Genomic DNA, 24,550 nt, shown 5'->3' with positions numbered 1-24,550 from the left:
CCCCAGAATTATACGAAACCTATGAGGTTTTATGAAATTAACTCTTTGGCAAGAAAGAATTTTTATATAATCAAATATACTCTGTAAAAATTTTTTCAAAATCTTTTAGATAATAACAGCTAAACAAGTTAACTTTTAAAATAACAAAATCATATTATGTATTAACAATACATATACTAATAACTATGAAAATATTTCATTACTATCATTCTATACACATAACTTAAGATTTTTAATCCAGAATAAATAAATAGTTAATATTGACTATATTAATATGGGTAATAAATAAATTACAAGAATTAATAGATTTCTTACTATAAAAATTAATAGATTAATCTTATCAAAAAATAAGATAATCATTTAAATATCCATAATTCTATATATAAATCAATAAAAATCACTTTATTTCTATTTAATTTTTTATAATTATTTATAAGTTATTCATATATAAAATATATCGTATTTATTCTCTTTAATATAAATAGTACGTATGCTACTTACATTAAAATTTTATAGCGCTAAATATTACAAAATTTTTACTAAACATTAGTTCTATCTTGAGTACTTTCAGTAGAAAAATTATATTTTTTCGCAATTTTCTTAATTAACTGCTGCAATTCACCTTTTTGAAACATCTCAAGAATAATATCACACCCACCACATAACTCACCATCAATCCATAACTGTGGGAAGGTTGGCCAATTAGCATATTTTGGTATTTCCGAGCGGATATCTGGATTCTGCAAGATATCTATGTAAGCAAAACGTTCACCGCAGGCCTGAATAGCCTGTACGGCCTGAGCTGAAAAGCCACAACTTGGTAACTCAGGAGAACCTTTCATATATAGTATAATAGGGTTCTCTGTAATTTGACGTTGAATTTTTTCCAATACACTCATGAGCTTTTCCTTTAAGTTACACTATATACTATATTTTTATTAGTATCTTTAATGTCTACAAATCCTTAATATTATACCATAAACAAACCTATAAATAATTATTTAATCAAATCCTGATTATAATTGCAATATTATCTTCCAGATAAAATACAAAAGAAGTAATATGAATTAGACTCATATTGAGCAAACATATTCTACGTACAGCGAAAAGTATGAGATAATATACAAATAAGAAAGCTAATATTATGTTAATAACATAACGCAACCTTTCTCATGATATACGTATCGAATCATTATTAATGTATGACAGATTTGGAAAAAATTTAATGCCTACTTGTCACTTAAAAATAAAAAAAGCAGTGATCCCAGTCGCTGGCTTTGGAACGCGAATGTTACCTGCTACAAAATCTATCCCTAAAGAGATGTTGCCATTAGTGGATAAGCCATTAATTCAATATGTTGTTGATGAATGTATTATGTCTGGAATCAACAATATTGTACTAGTAACGCATTCCTCTAAAAGTTCAATCGCAAATCACTTCGATGCTAATTTTGAGCTAGAGACTATGTTAGAGAAGCACTCTAAGCAGAAATTTCTACAAGAAATTCAGTCCATATGCCCGCCATCTATTAATATTATGCAAGTGCGTCAAGGAACACCTAGGGGGCTTGGCCATGCGCTAATGTGTGCATGGCCATTAATTGGCAATCATCCGATCGCTATAATGTTACCTGATGTTATTCTAGATCAGCGTACATCAGATTTATCACGCGACAATCTCGCTGAAATGATTAAAAGATTTCATCATACTAGATGCAGCCAAATTATGGTAAAACCAGTAATTAATGTTACGACTTATGGTGTTGTGGATTGCTTAGGAGAAAGATTGACTCCTGGTGATAGTAAAATAATAGCTGGTATAATAGAAAAACCTAATATCAATCAAGCGCCATCAAATCTTGCAGTAGTAGGTCGTTATGTTCTCTCTGCAAAAATATGGCCTTTGCTGACTCAAATATATAAAAGAACTAATGAAGAAACACAACTCACTGATGCTCTATCTTTACTTATAGAAAAAGAAGCAGTACAAGCTTATTGCTTAAAAGGTGAGAGTTATGATTGTGGTAATAAATTTGGTTACATTAAAGCTTTCGTTACACATGCCATGCATCATCAAACACTAGGTAATGATTTTAGAATTTGGATGAAAAAAACTTTAAATTATATAAATAATTAATAGGTAGCAAAATCTACTTAATAAATTTTAACTAAAAACTTTTTTATTTATGTATATTATTTTAGCTTAAAAATTTTGTTAATTTTTGAGAAAAACCTATCAATGGTGATTAAATTTAACTAAATTTTAAATTTTTTCAAGTTTTATCTAATATCATTAATCTATAGTGTTTTAATTGTTTCCAACCCAACAAAATAATTATGTAAAGAGTTTACAGAGAATAAATCTAACTCTCTCCAATCTTCTCATAATACATTTCTCAGTAAAACTATGTTACCATAATGCAGACGTATTAGACGGCTAACCGGTGTGCCTAATGCTTCCCAAAAGCGATGTATCTCACGATTTCGTCCTTATTACCACAATCATTACCACAATCATTTTATACCAAAAATTGATGTCATTTTCACAAATAACTCTAAAGGCTTTATATACTTTATATCTTACAGATTTATCTCCTAGACTGATACTAGAATGCGCAAACTTAAATTTTTATCATTAATTACCCCACCAAAAAAACCAAAAACATATACTCACAATCTACGGAATACTTAAGATGTATCAAACGGTATACCAACTCACCATCGGTAGTCAATAGTGCAAACCTGCAGTATTAATATCTAAACGCCTAACCGACACTCAGCAACTACCCTCTAACTTTGGTAAGCGATCAAAAATAGTTTGACGATTTATTTTGTCATAATGAGTGCATAACTCTCCATCTAGTTTTGCAATAAACTATTATCGGCTTTTTACTGCAAAAAATGAAGCCATATTTTATACTTCATGATTATCTATACATATTTTCAGTAAATGGTGTGGTGCCGCTCTACCCCTCAATATAGCCAATTTATTATTAACACTCACACTTCCATTCATGATCATACTTTCAATTGCACGTCGAGAGCTGCATCTATCTCCTGTTTAAATTTTTTGTAACTTTTTAGTCATCTAGCTCTCTATAAAATTATCTTAGTTGTTAAAAACACATATGATAAAATAAAAAAAATCAATTATTCCATTATATTTTTTATATTATCTGAATCTTATTTATTATATAATATACGCAATCAAATAAATAAATTACAATAAAGAAGCAGCTGCTCTTCTTGACTTTAATTCATAAAGACCATCTCTCATTATAATGATTTTTACATTTTTTATAAAATATCTTTAAAGATGGAACGAACAAGCTGCATAGCCTCTTTCTCTATTGTCTTACAATGCTCTATACCGATGAGACTTTCACAATATAGTTTATACGAATCTTCTGTACCAGATGGTCGTAAAGCAAACCAACCATTTTTTGTTATAATTTTTACACCTCCAGAAGATTCCTCTTGGAATAAAGGACCTGTGTGACGAGAAATAATAACCTCTCCCGCTAAAATATCACTATTAATTCTGCTAGGTGATACTTTTGATAAAGCCAATTTTTGCTTAGGTGTAGCAGGGGCTTGAATACGAATGTAACTAGATTTTCCGAAACGTTTACTAAGCTCATTGTAGTATTCCTGTGGATTTTTTCCAGTAACTGCAGTAATCTCTGCTGCTAATAAACACATAATGATCCCGTCTTTATCAGTAGACCACGGCGTGCCATCAAAACGAAGAAATGAAGCACCCGCGCTTTCTTCACCTCCAAAACCCAAGCTTCCATCAAATAAACCATCTGCAAACCATTTAAAACCAACTGGTACTTCTATTAGCGGACGCCTAAGATCATGTACTACGCGATCTATAATAACACTAGAAACTAGTGTTTTTCCTACCGCAATCTGATCTCCCCATTTTGGTCTATTTTTAAATAGATAATGAATGGCCACTGCTAAATAATGGTTAGGATGCATTAAACCTACAGGAGTGACAATACCATGACGATCATTATCTGGATCATTAGCAAAAGCTAGATCAAATTTATCACGTAATGCTAACAAACCAGCCATTGCAAATTGTGATGAACAATCCATACGAATTTTTCCATCGTAATCAAGATGCATAAAACGAAAGGTTTGATCGACAGAATCATTCAAAATAGTGAGATCTAGTTGATAGACATCTGCAATACGCTCCCAGCAGGCAATACCTGCACCACCTAAAGGGTCAATACCAATTTTTAATTTAGCCCTCTGTATTGCTGGAATATCTATAATATAAAATAAATCCTCAACATATTTCTGTATAATATCCTTCTCTGTCAAATAACCACTAGCCCATGCATTGTCTAATGTCATTTTTTTTATTCCTTTCAACTCGCCACGAATTAACTCATTAGCGCGAGTTTCTAGAATTTTAGTACAATGATTATTTGCTGGGCCACCATTAGGTAAATTATACTTAATTCCACCATCTTCCGGCGGGTTATGAGAAGCTGTAATGATAATACCATCTGCTTTTGGGCCACTGTGTTTATTGTGCTGAATAATAGCATAAGAAATTGCAGGTGTTGGTGTATAACCATTCTCTTTTTGAATAATCACTGGTATTTTATTTGCAGATAAAACCTCTAATACAGATAACATTGCTGGTTCTGATAATGCATGAGTGTCTTTCCCTACAAATAATGGACCAGTTATGCCATTTTTTTCTCGTTCTTCTGCAATAGCTTGTGTAATCGCTAAAATATGTGTTTCATTAAAATTATAATCCATAGAACTACCACGATGCCCTGAAGTGCCAAATTTAACCTCATGCTCAATATGATCTTTCTTTGGGCTAAGCGCATAATACTGAGAAGTCAATCTCGCCACATTAACTAAATCACTCTTCTGGGCAAGTTTTCCAGCCCTGGAGTGATACCGCATAAAACTCACCTCCTTTAAATATAAACGCTAAAGAATGATCTATCTGTTGCAATAGAATCACATAAAATATTGCATATAAATATATATCTCACTCCAGCTAAGCTAAAACTATCCCATAACAGTCTACTGTACCTATGATTATAACGTATCCAATAAGTAAATTAGTCTTTTAAAAATAAAAAACTTCTCTAGCAATAACTAGAAAACACTTATTTTACAACTCTATCTCCTCAAAAAAGATAATTTGTTACTTTTATAAATTTTTATAGACCTTATGCTGAATATGATAGCCTAAATTTTTTAATTCAAATGACAGAAAGCGAAACAAATCCTCTCTTAATTTTAAAAATTTTTATATTATGTGTACTAATATTATAATATTGTCTACTGCATAAGTTGAATCAACTTAACGAGTAATAAGTAATAATTATGGTTATCTATCTTTGAAAAAACTTTTCAAATTATGCATTTATAATAGATTCACCAGTATACAATGGTAGATATAAAAATAATTTAATCTCTATTAAAATATAATTTTATAATAATAACTAGAAGTAGTTTGATTTTAAAAGATGCAGATAAAAACATAATTATTCATATTAAAGAAAATATTACTATTTTTATCCAGAAAAACATGACACTACTTATATTAAGCCATAATTACTTTCATTATTATCATACTCTTTTAAAATATCTTTATCTATTTCGTGACGACTAACTAACATTATTCAGTTAGTAACGTTACATAGAAAATTATAATATTTTAATTATTTAATCAATCTTAATATAAGGTAAGTTTTAAAAAAGTAAGATTAAAAATCTAACAACACAGTTCGTAATTAGTTATATTATATATATTCTGGTATATAATCCTGTGCGTGAATCACGATTTATACATTTTGTTCCAACTCTCAAGATACAAAATGTTTTAGTACAATTCACCTACACTATTAACTAATACGAATATTTTAGTCTTGCTATATTGATTATATACTCTATTATGTCACGTATTGTATATATTAAATCTTGTATTAAAATTTTTTATTCAAATAACTCTATACTAATATATTTTATTAAGACATTAAGGTCTGAAAATTTTTAAATCATATAACTGAAATAGTATTACCTATTAAACTAACTTTAATATTCCTTAATATTAATAATCACATAAATAAAATTTACTCTTTTATTATCATATATTTCAATATATAAACATGACATAAATAAATACGGATATAAATATCTTATCAGGTTAATATTGGTCTAATTATATTAAATATCATAAATACGTAGGATCTTCTATCATGGATACCATGCGATTTGTAATCGTCCGACAAAAATATCGCCCAGATGGAGGAGCAGAGAAATTTATTTCTTATACGCTAGAAGCTCTAGCATTATTAGGAACCATTGAGCTAAATATTATTGCCCGTAAGTGGAAGTACAAACAAAAAGAACGCTTAACTCTACATAAATGCGATCCTATGCAATGGAATAGAATTAGCCGTGAACATAGATTTGCTAGTGCCGCACGTGCAATTTGGCAACGCGAAAACTTTAATATTGTACAGAGTCATGAGCGTATTGCGGGGTGCGATATATATCGAGCGGGGGATGGTGTACACCAAATCTGGCTAGAACAACGCAGCCGTGTTCTTCCAAAATGGCATCAAAAACTATTATTCCTAAGTCCCTACCATCGTTATGTAATCAAAGCGGAACAACTAACGTATCAAGCTCCAGAACTCAAAGCAGTTATATGTAATTCACGTATGGTTCAAAAAGAAATTTCAGATCAATTTGGTTTAGATAAAAATAAAATTCACGTTATTTATAATGCAGTTAATATAAAAGAATTTTTTCCGGCCGATGAGCTTCAACGTCTCAAGATCAGAAAACTATTTTCTTTACCATTAAAAGCTTCGCTTCTAATCTATGTTGGCTCTGGTTTTGAACGTAAAGGACTCAAATCAGCTATTTATGCAATATCTAAAACTCATTATTACCTTATAGTAGTGGGACGAGACAAAGCAGAAAAAAAATACCATAATATAGCTAAAGATCTTTCTTGTTTTAATCGCGTAATTTTTGTTGGTGTACAGATTAATATGTCTCTATGGTATCAGGCGGCTGATGGATTGCTTCTTCCGACTTTATATGATCCATGCCCTAATGTTATTTTAGAGGCAATGGCTTGCGGTTTACCAATTATTACCTCTACTACTTGCGGAGGGAGTGAATTTATCTTACCAGGTAAAAATGGCTATATTTGCGATGCAATGGATATTAAGTCTATAGCAGATGCTATCATGGCGCTACCTTCATGGACGTTTAATAGTTCAGCTAGTAAATATGCACGCTCACAAGTGAAACATCTATCCTATCAGCACCTATCCCAACAACTTTTATCTCTTTATAAAAAAATTCTTCATTAAGTTGATTAAAATCATGCGTATATTAATGATTATTGATGGACTGCCTGGCGGAGGGGCTGAAAAAGTTGTGATTACTCTCTGTCAGGAGATGCATCAACTAGGGCACAAAATACAACTGCTATCATTACGTAATATCTGTCAATATCCGCTACCTAATGGCGTTAATTATCAGGTACTTGATAGGTTAAAGTATAGATCATTCTATAAAAAATTTATAAAGCGTTCTCACTTTGCTGATGCGCTCAGTCAACTCATTAAGATCAATGAAAAGAAACAAGGTAAATATAATCTAATTTTTTCCCATTTGCATAATACTGACCGTATCGTCTCTCAAGCTCATTTGGAGTCTGTAGAGAAAATATGGTTTTGCATTCACGGAATGTTATCCATTTCTCATCTTGAGCATCGTCATACTCTAGATCTTTGGTGGAAAAAGAGAACAATTACTAAAATCTATACTAATAAAAATATTGTATCTGTATCCAGTGCTGTAGCAAAAGACTTAACCATCGATCTTTCTGTCCAGCCTAGTAGATTAGTTATTATTAATAATCCCTTGCAGATTAAACATATCCTTACGCAAGCAGATAAAAAATTTAATTTACCAAAAACACCATACCTTATCCATGTAGGTCGTTTCCATTCTCATAAGCGTCACGATCGTCTGCTCTCTGCCTATGCAAAATCAGGTATTCAAGCTAAATTGGTGCTAGCAGGTTCTGGAAGTCTGCAACAAATTGATGTAATAAAAAAATTAGCAGAAAAACTAAAAATTACAGAACGGTTGATTTTTGTAGGTTTTCAAAGCAACCCATATCCTCTGATAAAACATGCAAAAATGTTGATTCTTAGTTCAGATAGTGAAGGTTTTGGTAATGTTCTAATAGAAGCCTTACTCTGTGGAACGCCAGTAGTAAGCACCCGGTGTCCAGGCGGTCCAGTTGAAATTCTGGAAAATGCTGGCATAGGAGATGTTTTAACAGATTTAAACAGTGATTCTTTAGCAAAAAAAATGGTCAAAATCTATGACTCTCCACCTAATCCGATTGATCACAAACACTTAAAAATTTATGATTGTAAAAGTATTTGTCAACAATATTTAAGGCTTGCGATACACGCTTAAAAAATCTGCAAATATAAATAATGTACCACAAATTAAACAATCATTGTTATATACAATATTGTATGATACTTTCAATAATTCATGATTAATAGATAGTAATGGATTAATAAACAGGAAAAAATAATAATAAATATATAAAAAATTATACCCAATTATACGCAAGAATTTTCATCTATATGGCACGCAAAAAATAATAAATTTATATTTTATATATATAATAACATCCTTTTTACATATACCCTCAAAAAGATACATTATGCAGTGTAATTAGTGTGATATTTAAATCATATTCAAATTTCATATTTCCTGCGTCAATCTTACGATCAAGGCCGTGATATATTTACTATGATGCGATAATTTTTGTTCCGCATAATAGTAACAATATTATTATAGTATTACACTACTTTTGATATATTTCTATATATTTTTTACTAATACATAAAATATTCATCATATTATTATAAATAAAATATAATGGCAATCAGATGATATGATATATGAGAGGTAAATGGATTGAAAATACACAAATCATTTCTATCAAAAGGAGGATGTACTAAGCACTATACCGACAAATATAATTAAACCAACCCAATTATTTTTCGAAAACGCCTTAAAACAGCGATCTGCCTGACGATCCGCGATCAAAAACTGTTGATAAATAAATAATATCAATGCTCCTAAAATTGCAAAGTAAAAAATTGGATGCAAGACTAACTTCAAGCCAACCGATGTTAGAAACATTAACGATAATAATTGTAAAAAAACAATAATAATCCTATCATGACAATTAAATAAAATTGCAGTAGATTTAATACCTATTTTTAAGTCATCCGAACGATCGGCCATTGCATATTGTGTATCATAAGACACTACCCAAAAAAAATTTCCGAAAAATAGCAACCAACAAGTAATAGGTAATTTATTACTTATTTCCATCCAAGCCATCGGGATGGATAAACTAAACGAAATACCTAAAAATACCTGCGGAAAATAAGTATATCGTTTCATAAAGGGATAAACCCAAGTTAAAACTAATCCTAATATAGAAAATAAGATTGTTGTCATGCTCATGTTTAACACAATCAAACAAGAAATAAATAGTAAACTTACATGCAATAGTTTTGCCTTTTGAGTAGAAATTTTTCGACCAGGTAATGGTCGACTTTTTGTGCGCTGAACATAGACATCAATATTTCGATCAATGACATCATTAATTACGCAACCTGCCGAGCGCATACAACAGACCCCAAGTGTAAACAAAAATAAAACTTTAAGTGGCGGAGCTGACATACCGGAAAGCCATAATGCCCACAAAGTAGGCCATAATAGCAAAAACAAACCACCGGGTTGGTTAATGCGCATTAACTGACAATAGGTTACCAGATTACGCATTAGTAATATGTCAACCATATAATATTCTCCTGTGAGATTCTCTATCAAAAGATAAATAAAAAAACTTATAAACAGTAATAAAGAATTATTCAGATACAATTAACATACATTGATATACCTTCAAAGAGTATTTTTATAGTTATTGTTTTAGAGTTAGTTATTGTTTTAGAGTAAGCTGAGAATTTTGAAATCTAAAAAATTATAGACACAATACGCTACATATAATATTTTAAAATATTATTGATCATTGTTGTAAAATTCAATATAATATTAATTATTATATTAGTGAAAATAATTAAAATGTAATCTGTCAAAACATAAATTACTTTTAAAAACCATAATAATTTCTTGTAATGTTCCTTTTATTATAATATAATAATTATTAATTATCTTTGAAGAAAGTTATTATATTTTAAATAAAAACATTAACTCTTAATTACTCACTCGTAAATATGTTTATCACACTAATTATTCTGCATTATAAAATTAAATTATAAAATATTTTTAATATTATTTATAGTACACCTTTCAATTACCACGAAATGTTAGAAATTTGTAATAATTTAATATTACACTACTAATATTAATATCATATATCATAGATATATGATCAATTGTTATTAATCTATACTGCTATATTGTAATTTTTTTTTCTAAAAAACAGAACATTAATACTATCAGATAATTTTAAATATGTAACTAACTAGACTCTGCAGAATACAGATGCTAGCATAATGAGAGTTGTTACTTAACGAGTATCTCTAAATTAATTAAATCTAGTGGTAACATTGTTGAAATTTTAAAAAATAAAATAATGAAGTCATGTATCTTCTTAATATTAGAACGGATCTCTAGATTAACAGATTAACCTAATATTAGGCAATAATTATCGGTAATGATATAAATCATATAAGTAATAATATGATAGTGATAATTATATTACAAAATTTACTAGTTAATTGCATTTTATTACACCTAGGTTTTAGGAAATTATTTTTATAGTTAAGAATGGCTTTTATCAGTATATTACAATATTAATTACAATCAGCTGATTCTTGAATATACTAGAAAAAAATCCATATAATAAATAATTTTATACTAAGTACATTCTATTCTATATCATATATAATATATATCCCATATAATTGAGATAACATACAACTAACACAAAATGATCAATCAAAACTAAAATATACTAAAATACTCTCAAGTAACCTCATTATAGAGCAAGCATTTTACTAGGAGATAAAAATGGTATATAGTAATAACAATAAGATAAATCAATCGAATATAACATTAGTTCCTATGGTAATTGAACATACTTCACGGGGAGAGCGTTCATATGATATCTATTCCCGTCTGCTTAAAGAACGTATTATTTTTTTAACTGGACTAATTGAAGACCATATGGCTAATTTGATTGTAGCTCAGATCTTATTTTTAGAGGCTGATAACCCAGAAAAAGATATTCATCTTTATATTAATTCTCCGGGTGGGGTAATTACTTCTGGTATGTCTATTTATGACACTATGCAGTTTGTTAAGCCAGATATTAATACAATCTGCATGGGGCAAGCATGTTCCATGGGAGCGTTTTTGTTAGCTGCAGGTACAAAGGGTAAGCGCTATTGTTTAGCTCAGGCACGTATAATGATCCATCAACCTCTAGGTGGATTTCAAGGTCAAGCTTCTGATATCGATATTCATGCACGTGAAATTATTAAAACTAAAAACATTATGAATCAACTTATGTCTAAGCACACCGGTCAAACCATTAAAACCATTGAGCAGGATACTAATCGAGATCGTTTTTTATCAGCAAAAGAATCTGTAGAATATGGATTGGTAGATGCTATTTTTTTTAAGCGTGATTAATTAACTACTTCATCTTAATAACAACAAAATCAGCAAAAAGTGATGTTACATAATGTACGACTTATCGATATATGTGATAATAAAAGTAAAAGTTTAATTTTATTTACTCTATTGGGAACAGTCAACATTATTATAAAAATGAGAGGGAAGTAAATGACAGATCAGCGCAAAGACGGTTCAGGGCAGATCCTCTACTGCTCTTTTTGCGGTAAAAGCCAGTATAAAGTTCGCAAATTAATTGCTGGACCATCAGTGTGTGTCTGTGATGAATGTGTGAATTTATGTAACGACATTATTCGCAAGGAGAGTCAGGAAGTGACGCCTCCTGCTAATTGTAGTTCTTTGCCCACTCCAAAAGAGATTCGCACTCATTTGGACGAATACGTGATAGGGCAGAGTCAAGCGAAAAAAGTACTATCAGTGGCTGTTTATAACCATTATAAACGCTTACATAACAGCGATGCTGGTAATGTTATTGAACTAGGGAAAAGTAATATTTTATTAATTGGGCCAACAGGAAGCGGTAAAACTCTTCTAGCTGAAAGCATGGCTCGTCTCCTGGATGTTCCATGCACCATGGCAGATGCTACAACTCTTACTGAAGCAGGGTATGTTGGTGAGGATGTAGAAAACATTATTCAAAAACTTCTGCAAAAATGTGATTACAATATACAAAAAGCTCAACGGGGTATTGTCTATATTGATGAAATCGATAAAATCTCACGTAAATCAGATAATCCATCTATTACGAGGGATGTCTCCGGTGAAGGCGTACAACAAGCTTTACTTAAGCTTATTGAGGGAACGATAGCCTCAGTTCCGCCTCAAGGTGGACGAAAACACCCACAGCAAGAATTTCTTCAGGTAGATACTTCTAAAATTTTATTTATTTGCGGAGGAGCATTTTCTGGACTTGATAAAGTGATTTCACAACGAGTAGATAATGGAGTTGGGATTGGTTTTAGTGCATTATTGAGCAGCCAGTCACATAAAACAGAAAAAAATAATATTTTATCTCAAGTTGAGCCAGAAGATCTAATTAAATTTGGGATGATTCCTGAATTTATTGGACGCTTGCCGGTACTTGCAACACTTAGTGAACTAGATGAAATAGAGTTAATTCAAATTTTACATGAACCAAAGAATGCACTAACAAAACAATATCAAGCTTTATTTAGTTTAGAAAGCGTAGAGCTAGAGTTTCAAAAAGAGGCACTAAAAGAAATTGCATATCAAGCAATACGACGAAAAACTGGCGCTAGAGGATTGCGATCTATCATAGAAAACATCCTATTAAATACGATGTATGAATTACCTTCGATACATAACATCCAAAAAGTTATTATTAATAAATCGGTCATTACTGGAGAAAATGAACCAATCAAAATCTATAGAAAAAAAGAACCTATGCAAAATTCAGACAATTTATTAACAACAAACCCTTTATTACCCATAGAGAGCTCAAAGACATCTCATTATATTCTTGAGAATGACAAAAATTAATTTTTAATACTAAATGGATAGCAATGGTTTGTAAAATTACTTTATATTTGAAATTATTACTAAATACTACTTAATGTGAAGTGTCTCGTTTATCACTAGATTCTAGTAACACTTAGGCCTTATATGAATATTACAGTAATGAATGCGGTATATTAAAACTGGTAAACAAGCATACACCTCTGCAGTTTGCTGATAAAAATATTATCCATAGACTGCACCTATCTATGCTATATAAAATTATTCAAAGGATTTTTCATATATTGCTAACCTTCATGAATAAATTAGTATGTTTATAATCTTCCGAGTTAAAAACAAAATATTACTCTCAGATTAATTAAAAATATGAGTATATATATTTTTCTCTTTGGAAAAAAACGTAAAGATATGCATTCTAATCAGACTCCTCTTTAAAATATAGCATAATATCTATTAATTTCACACAGACCATGTAATGCAAGAGATGCTGATATACCCTAATGATTACATATTAAAGACCTTATGTTCTGAACGTCATTAAATATGATCGCTTTAATAAACTTTAATCCAAATAAGTAAAGATTATTCTACATCAGTGATGATACAATACATTAGAAGCACTAACAAATTATCTGATAGGTCCAGGCAATTGTTTAAAATTTTTCTCTATCAAAAATCTTTATAAGAGAAAATCTAATCTTAATATGCAGGCTAAATGTAGCAATAACTATTAGATCATATCTGAGATACTACAATAATGGATATTTTAAAATTTCTGTCTCAAGCCTTGTGGCAACATAACTATACTGCACTTACAGATCCATCTCTTGTCTTATCATTATATTGTATATTCTTTTTAATTTTATTTTTAGAAAATGCTTTATTGCCAACATCTTTTTTACCAGGCGATAGTCTTTTAGTACTAGTTGGTATCTTAGTGGCTAAAGGAGTTATCAATGGCATACTTATATTATGCGTTTTAACAATTGCTGCTGCTCTTGGTTGTTGGGTAAGCTATGTACAAGGTAAGTGGTTAGGAAATACACTGAGAGTGCAGAAATGGTTATTATATCTTCCATTACATTATCACAAAAAAGCAGAAAAATTGTTTCAACAATATGGCATGTCGGCATTATTGATTAGTCGTTTTATTGCTTTTGTTCGTACCTTATTGCCAACTATTGCAGGACTTTCTAGTTTAGATAATGTAAAATTTCAATTATTTAATTGGACCAGTGCTTTTCTTTGGGTACTGGTATTAATTATGGTAGGTTTTTTATTTGGCAGAACACCAATTTTTATTTATTACGAACCTCAATTTACGCTATGTTTAATATTGCTACCAATATGTCTAATGCTATGCGGTTTGATAAGTACACTATACTTCTTATATAAAAAAACACATCAAAAAAATAAGACTACTCACTTATAGTTTTTATTATAATAACAATATGAACTTTTCATAACATTTTATCTGAAATACTTTACAAAAACCAAATTGCTATATCGTCTTAAGATACACTTATGATGATATTATATTTGTTTTTAAATCATTAACAAACCGGCTTAACATATTAGTAAATGGTCCTTATAAACATAAGACACTCTAATCTATCTCATGAAATGCTCATATTCAAAAAAAATAAAAGAAATATAATATTCGCATCCTGCGCATACATTATCTTTTCTAAAACGCATCAAAATTAATCCATTAAAGTACTATTTTACAATTTTACATCTATCTCTGATCACTAGTCTAGCAGGATTTCTTATTAATTAAGATTCAATCTAGAATCATGAAGTTCTGACTTAAGATAGAAGATAATGTCGCTAATTTTAAATATCCTTTTTTGATTCAGTGCTCTAGATTGATACTCAATTTCTTTATTTTGGAGATTACGCTCGCTTATTATTAAAATATGCGGAACCCCAATAAGTTCCATATCTGAAAACATTACGCCCAATCTCTCTGCTCTATCATCTAAAATCACATCAATACCTTCAGCTAATAACCGCCAATAAAGATCTTCAGATGAAGATCTTACGTGAGACGACTTCTGTATATTAATTGGTAATATGGCTACTTGAAATGGCGCCAATACTGATGACCATATAATACCACGCTCATCATGATTCTGCTCGATCGAAGCGGCAATAATACGGCTAATTCCAATACCATAACAGCCCATTTTAATAATCTTACTGCATCTATTTGAGGTTTGCACAATAGCTTTAAGAGCTTTAGAATATTTTGTGCCTAACTGAAAAATATGACCAACCTCAATCCCCCGTTTAATTAATAATGTACCTTTACCGTCAGAGCTCACATCACCTTCTACTACATTGCGAATATCTTCAATGCGTGGAAATGGTAGGTCGCGCCCCCAATTAATACCCATAAAATATTGACCATCAATATTTGCACCAACGATAAAATCACTCATCGCAGAAACACTGCGGTCAGCTATAATAGGTATATTAAGACCAACTGGCCCTAGTGACTCAAGTCCAGCTTGATAATATTGACGAATTTCTTGATCACCAAGAAGGTGTAATGGAGAAGCTATGATATCAATCTTTTCTGCTTTAATTTTATTAAGTACATGATCTCCTCTCACTAAAAGAGCAACTAATTCGCTAGAGCTTTCTGTATTTGCTTTTACTACTAATGTTTTCACTATTTTTTTTATTGGAATATTGCACTTCTCAGACAAATCCTGAATAGTAGTGATATTTGGTGTCGAAAATTTTGCTTTTTTTTGTATACCGGGTTGCCAGACATCACTTGGAGGAAACGCCTCAGCTACTTCTAAATTTGCTGCATATGTAGATTCTGTAGAATATGCAATAATATTATCTCCGCTTGGCGCTAAGACTTGAAATTCATGAGAAATATAACCACCAATAGATCCAGTATCTGCTTCTACAATACAAAAATTTAAATCCATTTTTTGTAAGATATTACTGTACGCTTTATATACAATAGAATAAGTTTCCTGTAAAGATTCCTGTGTTTCATGAAAAGAATAACCATCCTTCATAAGAAATTCCCTAGAGCGTATAACACCAAATCGTGGTCGCACCTCATCACGAAATTTTGTTTGAATCTGGAAAAGTTTTACAGGCAATTGCTTATAAGAGGTAATCTCGTTACGAATCAAATCAGTAATAACTTCTTCATGTGTTGGTCCAATAACAAAAGAACGACAATTCCGGTCAGATAATTTGAGCAATTCAGATCCATACTGCTCCCAGCGCCCACTTTCCTGCCATAAACTAGCTGGCTGCACAACTGGCATAGATATTTCTAAAAAACCAATACGTTGCATTTCTGCTCGTACAATAGCTTTGACTTTTTGTACTACCCTCAACCCAGTTGGTAGCCAAGTATATAGTCCTGATGCTAATTGGCGTATCATCCCAGCGCGTAGCATAAGTTGATGACTGATTGTTTCAGCGCTAGAAGGCTTTTCTTTTAGAGTAGCAAGCATATATTGAGTAGTACGCATGGATTTTATAGATTCACGTGAGTTAATCGGCTCTAGAGCTATCAAAAGCTAATATTATATATCATATAAAAATGATACCATATCATATATTATGTTCATATAAATATCATCTACAGCACTTTTAACATTATATATTACTGTTAAATTAAAATAAAAATATTTTAATTTAAATAGCGCAGTCAGTTTTACGTCTACATTTATAATATTGTTAATTAAAAATAATAATATTATAAATGTTAAGATATTAATATTTATAATATATATAATGGAAGCTATATTTTGATATACCATTGTACTGTGTTACATGAAAAAGCCACTTTAAACTCTTTGCGATATCAAAAAACTGTTACTGTTGCTCTTTCATTTATAACTATCGTCTAAAGTTAAAAAGACTTAATAATATTACGTATATAAAATATAACCTAAGTATCTCTCACAAATGTGTTTTTTGTAAATTTAATCAGCATCTTAAAGCGATAAAATATAACACACTCTATTCATAATGCTTAATGGTTATTAACCATTAATTTAGTGACGTAACTTTTACTAATAAAATCACTCACCTATCATTTCTAAACATATCAATAATTACTCCTATACATCAATAACTCTTCTTGTTTTAAATAAGAATTTGATAATCAAATAAGCATTGAATATATAGAATTCTTATCTTGATAATCTATTTTTGATGATCGTCTATTGTAACTCCTAAAGGTATACTAAATTGAAATTTTTTAGGATTAATGGGAATGGAATTCTGTTTAGATAAAATATAACGAATACATACCCCGTCTTTTTCAAAGATACTAAACTGATTAATATTTCCATTATTTAAGACATTTATAGTATATTTTTTAATATTACTATATAATTCTTTAGGAGTAAAAATAAACTTATCACCTTTCTGCAGTAAATGATATTGTTTCCAGTCATTTGGCTTATTACATATCACTAGCATGAATGGAGTATCTTGAAGAATATTTTTCATACAATAGATACTAACCTGTTTTATGGATGGATTATAAATCCATAATGTATTCCCATCTGATATGAAATCACTTTGATCAGGGTAAAGCATCTTCCAATACAACTGATTCGGTCGATGTAGCCATATATAACCATAGCCTTCTTGAATCAAAATATTATTTTTGTCAATTACCTTTTGATGAAACTCAGCCTGAAAGCTTTTATTTTTCTCAAGACGCTTTTGCAAAGTAGTGACTACATCATGCTGAATGCCACTAGAAAAACAAGGTATTATTAATAAACAAATAAAAATCAATATTTTATTGATCATTTTTTAGCTTTTATCAATAAAACTATAACTCTTAATGCATGCACTACTGCAGGATGCGATCCTTATAATATTAAACATTTTATCTTACTCTGCATTAAATTAACATACTAACAATTGCATTAAAACTATTCAAAACCCAATTAACCTAAGAAAAAATTAATCATCTAAAAATAATTCTTATAATTTTTCATAATTTAGAATATCATCAATTAACCTATACTGCAGGAAGATCTCATGAATGGCTAAAATTTACTACCCTATCCACTTAATTCACTCAAAAAAAATATCAGTACATATTATCTACATATAGGAAAAAAACTGCAAGATGAAGAGATTAATTATCTAGTGCTGCTACCTAATCTTATAGATAACTATTAACACTAGTTACATATTTCTCTCTTGATTTATATAAAAATTAGTCATTATCCAATGTACTATTAAAAGCTTTGTTCAAAAAATTAATAAATTATTTTTCGCACATAACCCTGCTTCTCTTAATCTAGTCAACACATAAAATATATAAATTATCTACAATTATTAGTAACCACTTACCTAGTTATTTTTTAAACCATAGTATAGTTTTCTATAATAAATCTACGTTATATGGAGAAAAATCACGTTTGCGAAAACCCACGATTAATAACATCAAAAAATAAACACTAATACCAATACAACATACAACTACTAATCTTAATAATCTCTCTGGCATATTTCCTATAGTCCAGTCCTGAACCATATTAGATACTTCAAATAAGACTATACCCATAACGAGAACAGCAACCAATAAACGTATAAAAAACTTCATCCATCCTGGATTTGGTACAAAAAATCGCTTTTTAAGTAATTGCCAATAAAGCAGTCCGGTATTAAGGCAAGCAGATAATCCAATGGATAGCGATAAACCAGCATGCTTTAGAGGACCAATAAAAGCTAAATTCATAACCTGCGTTACTATAAGCGTTAATATGGCAATTTTAAATGGAGTATGCATATCCTGCCTAGCATAAAAACCTGGCGCTAAGACTTTCATGACAATTAACCCTACTAAACCTACTGAATAGGCTATCAAAGAACGCTGCGTCATAATTACATCAAAGGATGTAAACTTACCATATTGAAATAAAACAATAGTAAGTGGCTTAGCTAAAATACAAAGTGCAACAGAGCTAGGTACAGCTAAAAGAAAACAGAGACGTAATCCCCAATCCATTATCTGTGAATATAGCTCTTTCTGACCAAGCATGACGCTTTTAGATAAAGCTGGCAAAAGAATAGTTCCTAGTGCAACGCCAAGCACTCCGATAGGGAATTCCATCAATCGGTCAGCATAATATATCCATGAAACAGAACCTATTTCTAAAAAAGAAGCTAGAATTGTATTAATCATTAAAGACAGTTGACTAACTGAAACACCAATAATTCCTAATGTTATTTGATAAAAAAGTCGTCGCATAGCATGATTGTGTACATCAAAGCGTGGTAAAACTAATAATCCCAATTTTTTTAAAAAAGGTAATTGATACAAAAATTGAAGAATGCCACCAACCAATACGGCCCATGCAAGTGCTATAATAGGTGGATGAAAGTACGGAGTCGCAAGCAATAAAAAACTAATCATACTAAAATTAAGAAATATAGGCGATAGAGCGGGTACTATAAAAGAATTCCACGTGTTAAGAATGGATCCAGCTAATGACGCCAAGGAAATAAATAATATATAAGGAAATATAATACGAATCAGTGATAATGTCATGCTGCAGTGCTCTATATCATCAGAAAAACCAGGTGCAGTGACAATAATAAACCAAGGTGCTATAAAAATTCCAAATAAGCTCACTAATGATAGCGTTGATATAAGAAGACCAGATGCATATTGTATAAAAATTTTCGTAGACTCTATATTTTTTTGGTTCTTATGCTCAATTAACATCGGAACAAAAGCCTGAGAAAACGCACCTTCAGCAAATATACGACGCAATAGATTAGGTAACTTAAAAGCAACAAAAAAAGAATCAGTAACCATACCTGAACCAAAAATATAAGCTATAAGAGAATCGCGCGAAAAACCTAAAATCCGTGAACACAAAGTTACAAAACTAACTGCTGCTAATGATTTTAAAGGATTCATGTATGTCCTGCTTTCAGCATTTAAATAATCTAGCCTATTAATTAATATACTAAAAACTGCATTAGTGATAACTATCGTAGGATAAACCGAAGCTGTTATAATATTAAAACATTGATTATATATAGTCAGAGCTATTTTAAATAGGAATAATATAATACTTGGATGCTATTTTCTAATATAAAATAGATATGCAAGATACTCATCTTGAGTCTAAAATGATAAGATATGTTAATAACATATCTCATTAACTCTTGTGTAATTTAATCTGTATTATAATTATAGAGCAATTAACGAATATCCATAACTATCAAAGTAATATCTCAATTCTATAATCTTCGGTGATAGTCGTTATGTTTAAGTAATATCTACATATTTAAAAAATTACACTAACTATACAATCTTAATAGAATCCCTATCGGGGTTTCACCTATCTCATAATCTCTATAATCTCTATTATTACTACTAATATGCCTCTACTATACTCAAAATACATATAAGTTCAGCTCTATAAGAGCTATGTCCATTACCTGTATCACCTATAATAGGATTATAATACTAATTATAAAATCATTCTATGATGTACATTAACTATGTGATGTTTACTAAATAAAACACACATATCATATTTTTCACAGATAATCATTATTTTGATAAAAATACAAAAATTCATTGTGAGATGTAATTATAAAATATATTAATATATAATCTCTAACATATTATTCTAATTATAATATATAATATATAAGTTCTTATATATAATACATACATTTATAATCATAAAAATAAATATACATCGCGCCTTTCTTTAATAAGAGCCCTTTGTGTCTTATATCTAGTAAGAATCAAAAATGAAACGATGCTATTATATTTTATATGGTATAAAATTAATATAAAATTATCCATTAATTAGAAATTAACAATTATTTTTTTTATTATCTTGTTTTGTAACTCGTATTAAATCAATACGATAATCAGTAGCTTCTACAATTTGAAATCTAAGAGGATGAATATTAATAATATCACCAACTTTAGGCAATCTACCTATATGCTCAATAATTAGCCCGGCTAACGATGCATTATGATCTTTTGGTTTAATTAATTCCTTATTATTCAATAAATGCTGTAATGAATGCAAATCAGCCCCACCCTTAACCAACCAGCCATCTTCATCAAGAACAATATCTGGTGTCTCATCTTCATCTGGAAATTCACCGGCAATAGCTTCTAATACATCTAATGGCGTGATAAGCCCTTGCACCGCGCCAAATTCACCAGTTACAACAACAAAACTACCTTTTGCTCGGCGCAGTACACCAAGAAGATTCAATGGATTCAAAGTATCTGGTATAATAATAGGCGGTGTAGCGCTTGCAAAAGCAAAAACATCAACACCATGATCTAAGGCCACTAACAATTCTTTAGCTCGCACCACACCTATGATAGAATCTAGTTCGCCACTGCACACCGGAAATAAACTGTGTGGCGTATCTAGTAACTGCATACGCACTTCATCTAACGAGGCAGTTAAGTTGACCCAGGAAATTTCTCCCCGTGGTGTCATTATACTACGCACTGAACGAGCAGCAAGAGTTAGCACTCCGTTCATCATATAACGCTCTTCCTCTTTAAACGCTTCCTTTGGAGATAGTGTCGTTACAGTACCATCTTCTATTCTATGACTAACGTGTTGCTTGTGTCCTCCCATTAAACGTTGAATAGCTTCCGCAGTTCTCTCGCGCATAGGGCGTCTTTCTTGATGACGCATAAAATTACGCCGCGCCATTTGATTGAATAATTCAATTACAATTGAAAAACTAATTGCTGCATATAAATAACCTTTCGGTATGTTAAAATGTAAACCTTCAGCTAAGAGACTAAAACCTATCATTAGCAGGAAACTTAAGCATAAGACCACTACGGTTGGATGAGTGTTTACAAAGTCAGTTAACGGTTTAGAAGCGATAACCATCACGCTCATAGCCATAATTACCGCAAGCATCATAATGGATAAATTATTTACCATACCCACTGCAGTAATCACTGCGTCAAGAGAAAATACTGCGTCTAAAACAACCACTTGCACTACAACTGACCAAAAACTAGCATAGCCTTTATGGTCTAGATCATGAATATCTCGATTTTCTAAGCGATCGTGCAACTCTGTCGTAGCTTTAAATAATAGAAAAATACCTCCCATAAGTAACATTAATTCACGGCCAGAAAAACTACAATCACCTACACTAAACAGTGGGCGATTCATGGTAGACATCCATGACATTAAGGATAAAAGACCTAAGCGCATCACCATGGCTAGCAATAGGCCAGTTAGACGAGCTTTATCACGCTGTTTTGGTAAGAGCTTATCGGACAAAATAGCAATGAATACTAAATTATCAATACCCAGGACAATTTCAAGAAGAATGAGAGTAAAAAGACCCGCAAAAACTGAAGGATCTAAAAGAAATGACATGAACAGCTCCGGAAAAGACACGGGACAGCATTAGTAATACTTGCATGGATAAGTTATGAGTAGTTTTTATTAAAGCATGAGCCGAGATTAAAAAAACATCGAAACAATCATTTAACTAATAAAAAATATAATAACAATACATCTTGGATCGGAATCCCTACATTCTTATATTGTAAAAATTGTTACTATTCTTAATATCTCGGTATGCAAAGTAATACCTACTAGTAATCATATTTATACTGATCACCCTAATTATATATTAATACAGATGATTTTGATTCTATCAAAATAAAGTTTTTATAAAATTTCTAGACTATTAGAACAAAACTTACACGAACGATCTCTTTTTTCATAGTACACTATTATCTATGTACGCTATCTTGGCAATACAATATTATATTGTTATCAGAATAGACAATTATTGCTAATATATAAATAATCTGCTTCTAACATCGTAACTCTTATGCTAAGCATATTACCTCTCTTGCCCACCTCTTTAAACTTTTCTTAGAATTCTATACTCCCTCTACCTTATCAAGTTTTTCATCAGTCTGCATGTTGATATTTTTTATGAAAAAAGAAATATCCAGGCACAATCCCTTTATACCTGTATTATTCAATGAAGAGATTAGATAATACTTATCAGTCCATTGAATAGCTTTAACAACAGCAGCCATACGTAACTGTGCCTCTTTATAATCTATAAGATCCATTTTGTTAAAGACTAACCACCGAGATTTTTGAAGAAGATTCAGATTGTATCTCTCTAACTCATATAAAATAATAGAAATATCCTTCACCAAATCTCTTTCATTTGTTGATGCTATATCTACAATATGTAACAATAAGTGACAACGTTCAAGATGCTTTAAGAAACGAATACCTAACCCTGAACCATTAGAAGCTCCATGAATTAAACCGGGTATATCCGCAATCACAAAACTATTATTATAGTCTAATCGAACTACACCAAGACTAGGAACTAATGTTGTAAACGGATAATCAGCTATTTTTGATTTAGCAGCAGATACTGTACAGGTAAAAGTTGATTTACCTGCGTTCGGCAACCCTAACATGCCAACATCTGCTAATAACATTATTTCTAACTGTATATTACGTTTTTCACCCAATGTACCCATAGTCTTTTGACGTGGAGCGCGATTAATTGATGACTTAAACCGCGTATTACCCATGCCATGCCAACCACCCTTAGCCAAAATCATTATCTGCAGATGACAGGTCATATCACCTAGTACCTGAGCTGTATCACAATCAATGATTCTAGTTCCAATAGGAACATGAATCACTAAATCCTTTCCTCGCTTTCCTTTACAATCACCACTCTGACCCTTTTGCCCATTATTAGCACAAAAAGTTTTTTTAAAATGAAACTGAACTAATGTATTCAAATTCTCATTAGCTTGTATATATACATCACCGCCATCACCGCCATCACCACCATCAGGGCCGCCACGAGGGATATACTTCTCACGGCGAAAACTAACACAACCGTTACCCCCGTTACCAGCAATAACTAGAATCTTTGCTTCATCCACAAACTGCATTTAACTACTCCACTATCGATACAACCATGTATATTCCAGAATGGGTAATATCCAAAGCTAGCGAGTACATAACCCTAAATAAATATTGACCATGAAAAATAAAATGTTCACACTTAATTAACACTCCGCATACTATAAAGCGATTTGCTAATTTCCAAGAAATAAAAACCTATTGATTTCTACTATTTAAAGACTATGCGCTTAACTCAATATACACATCTATCTTCATCAGTCTTTGTCAGTAAAAAATAAGTCATATAACGCTCTGATTTCATAAAAAAATAGTTTGACGATATCATTACTTAATATTCTAAAATAAAATAACTATCTAAGCAA

Annotated in this window: 12 protein-coding genes and 2 pseudogenes; 6 read left to right on the top strand and 8 right to left on the bottom strand. The window is 30.9% G+C overall.

All coding sequences use genetic code 11. The annotated features are described in order from the left end of the window. Positions 1-539: 539 nt before the first annotated feature. A complete protein-coding gene (locus ERCISPPA3004_RS00860) occupies positions 540-899 on the bottom strand; it encodes a Grx4 family monothiol glutaredoxin (protein WP_157990254.1) in 360 nt (119 codons plus the stop codon). Positions 900-1,225: 326 nt separating this feature from the next. Between ERCISPPA3004_RS00860 and galU the strand changes: the two genes are divergently transcribed. Further along, complete coding sequence (gene galU, locus ERCISPPA3004_RS00855; protein ID WP_157990253.1) at positions 1,226-2,137, top strand: UTP--glucose-1-phosphate uridylyltransferase GalU; 912 nt, start codon at positions 1,226-1,228, stop codon at positions 2,135-2,137. A gap of 1,160 nt (positions 2,138-3,297) precedes the next feature. Here the strand turns inward: galU and pgm are convergent. Further along, positions 3,298-4,941 (bottom strand): phosphoglucomutase (alpha-D-glucose-1,6-bisphosphate-dependent), encoded by a 1,644-nt coding sequence (gene pgm / locus ERCISPPA3004_RS00850; protein WP_157990252.1) that lies wholly within the window; start codon positions 4,939-4,941, stop codon positions 3,298-3,300. Positions 4,942-6,245: 1,304 nt separating this feature from the next. On the opposite strand from pgm, the gene ERCISPPA3004_RS00845 reads away from it, so the two are divergent. After that, entirely contained in the window at positions 6,246-7,376 is a 1,131-nt protein-coding gene (locus ERCISPPA3004_RS00845) for a glycosyltransferase family 4 protein (protein ID WP_157990251.1), read from the top strand. 13 nt (positions 7,377-7,389) lie between these two features. After that, the gene (locus tag ERCISPPA3004_RS00840; protein WP_157990250.1) at positions 7,390-8,499 is read left to right on the top strand and encodes a glycosyltransferase; all 1,110 of its coding nucleotides are present in this window, start codon (positions 7,390-7,392) and stop codon (positions 8,497-8,499) included. A gap of 537 nt (positions 8,500-9,036) precedes the next feature. On the opposite strand, the gene ubiA is transcribed toward ERCISPPA3004_RS00840, so the two are convergent. After that, the gene (ubiA, locus tag ERCISPPA3004_RS00835) at positions 9,037-9,909 is read right to left on the bottom strand and encodes a 4-hydroxybenzoate octaprenyltransferase (RefSeq protein WP_157990249.1); all 873 of its coding nucleotides are present in this window, start codon (positions 9,907-9,909) and stop codon (positions 9,037-9,039) included. 1,233 nt (positions 9,910-11,142) lie between these two features. On the opposite strand from ubiA, the gene clpP reads away from it, so the two are divergent. The 3 genes and pseudogenes from clpP (at position 11,143) to ERCISPPA3004_RS00820 (ending at position 14,677) form a co-directional block, all read left to right on the top strand. Further along, positions 11,143-11,766 (top strand): ATP-dependent Clp endopeptidase proteolytic subunit ClpP, encoded by a 624-nt coding sequence (gene clpP, locus ERCISPPA3004_RS00830; protein WP_157990248.1) that lies wholly within the window; start codon positions 11,143-11,145, stop codon positions 11,764-11,766. A 153-nt stretch (positions 11,767-11,919) separates the two neighbouring features. Then, positions 11,920-13,185: pseudogene (clpX, locus tag ERCISPPA3004_RS00825) on the top strand (ATP-dependent protease ATP-binding subunit ClpX); the annotation flags it as partial. A gap of 817 nt (positions 13,186-14,002) precedes the next feature. After that, positions 14,003-14,677, top strand: a complete 675-nt coding sequence (locus ERCISPPA3004_RS00820) for a DedA family protein (protein WP_157990246.1) — start codon at positions 14,003-14,005, stop codon at positions 14,675-14,677. A 340-nt stretch (positions 14,678-15,017) separates the two neighbouring features. On the opposite strand, the gene ERCISPPA3004_RS00815 is transcribed toward ERCISPPA3004_RS00820, so the two are convergent. From ERCISPPA3004_RS00815 to cgtA, 5 genes and pseudogenes are all read right to left on the bottom strand, one after another. Then, positions 15,018-16,754, bottom strand: coding sequence for a proline--tRNA ligase (locus ERCISPPA3004_RS00815; RefSeq protein WP_157990245.1), 1,737 nt, complete (start codon positions 16,752-16,754; stop codon positions 15,018-15,020). A gap of 679 nt (positions 16,755-17,433) precedes the next feature. Further along, positions 17,434-18,051 (bottom strand): outer membrane lipoprotein periplasmic chaperone LolA, encoded by a 618-nt coding sequence (gene lolA, locus ERCISPPA3004_RS00810; RefSeq protein WP_157990244.1) that lies wholly within the window; start codon positions 18,049-18,051, stop codon positions 17,434-17,436. A gap of 583 nt (positions 18,052-18,634) precedes the next feature. Then, positions 18,635-20,179 (bottom strand): murein biosynthesis integral membrane protein MurJ, encoded by a 1,545-nt coding sequence (gene murJ / locus ERCISPPA3004_RS00805; RefSeq protein ID WP_157990243.1) that lies wholly within the window; start codon positions 20,177-20,179, stop codon positions 18,635-18,637. Between the two features lie 913 nt (positions 20,180-21,092). Next, positions 21,093-22,649, bottom strand: coding sequence for a TerC family protein (locus tag ERCISPPA3004_RS00800; RefSeq protein ID WP_157990242.1), 1,557 nt, complete (start codon positions 22,647-22,649; stop codon positions 21,093-21,095). A gap of 530 nt (positions 22,650-23,179) precedes the next feature. Further along, a pseudogene (gene cgtA, locus ERCISPPA3004_RS00795) lies at positions 23,180-24,214 on the bottom strand (Obg family GTPase CgtA); the annotation flags it as partial. Positions 24,215-24,550: the final 336 nt, after the last annotated feature.

This window comes from Candidatus Erwinia haradaeae (genome assembly GCF_900698995.1).
Taxonomy (GTDB): domain Bacteria; phylum Pseudomonadota; class Gammaproteobacteria; order Enterobacterales; family Enterobacteriaceae; genus Erwinia_E; species Erwinia_E haradaeae_C.
This window is presented reverse-complemented; position numbering and strand designations above follow the sequence as displayed.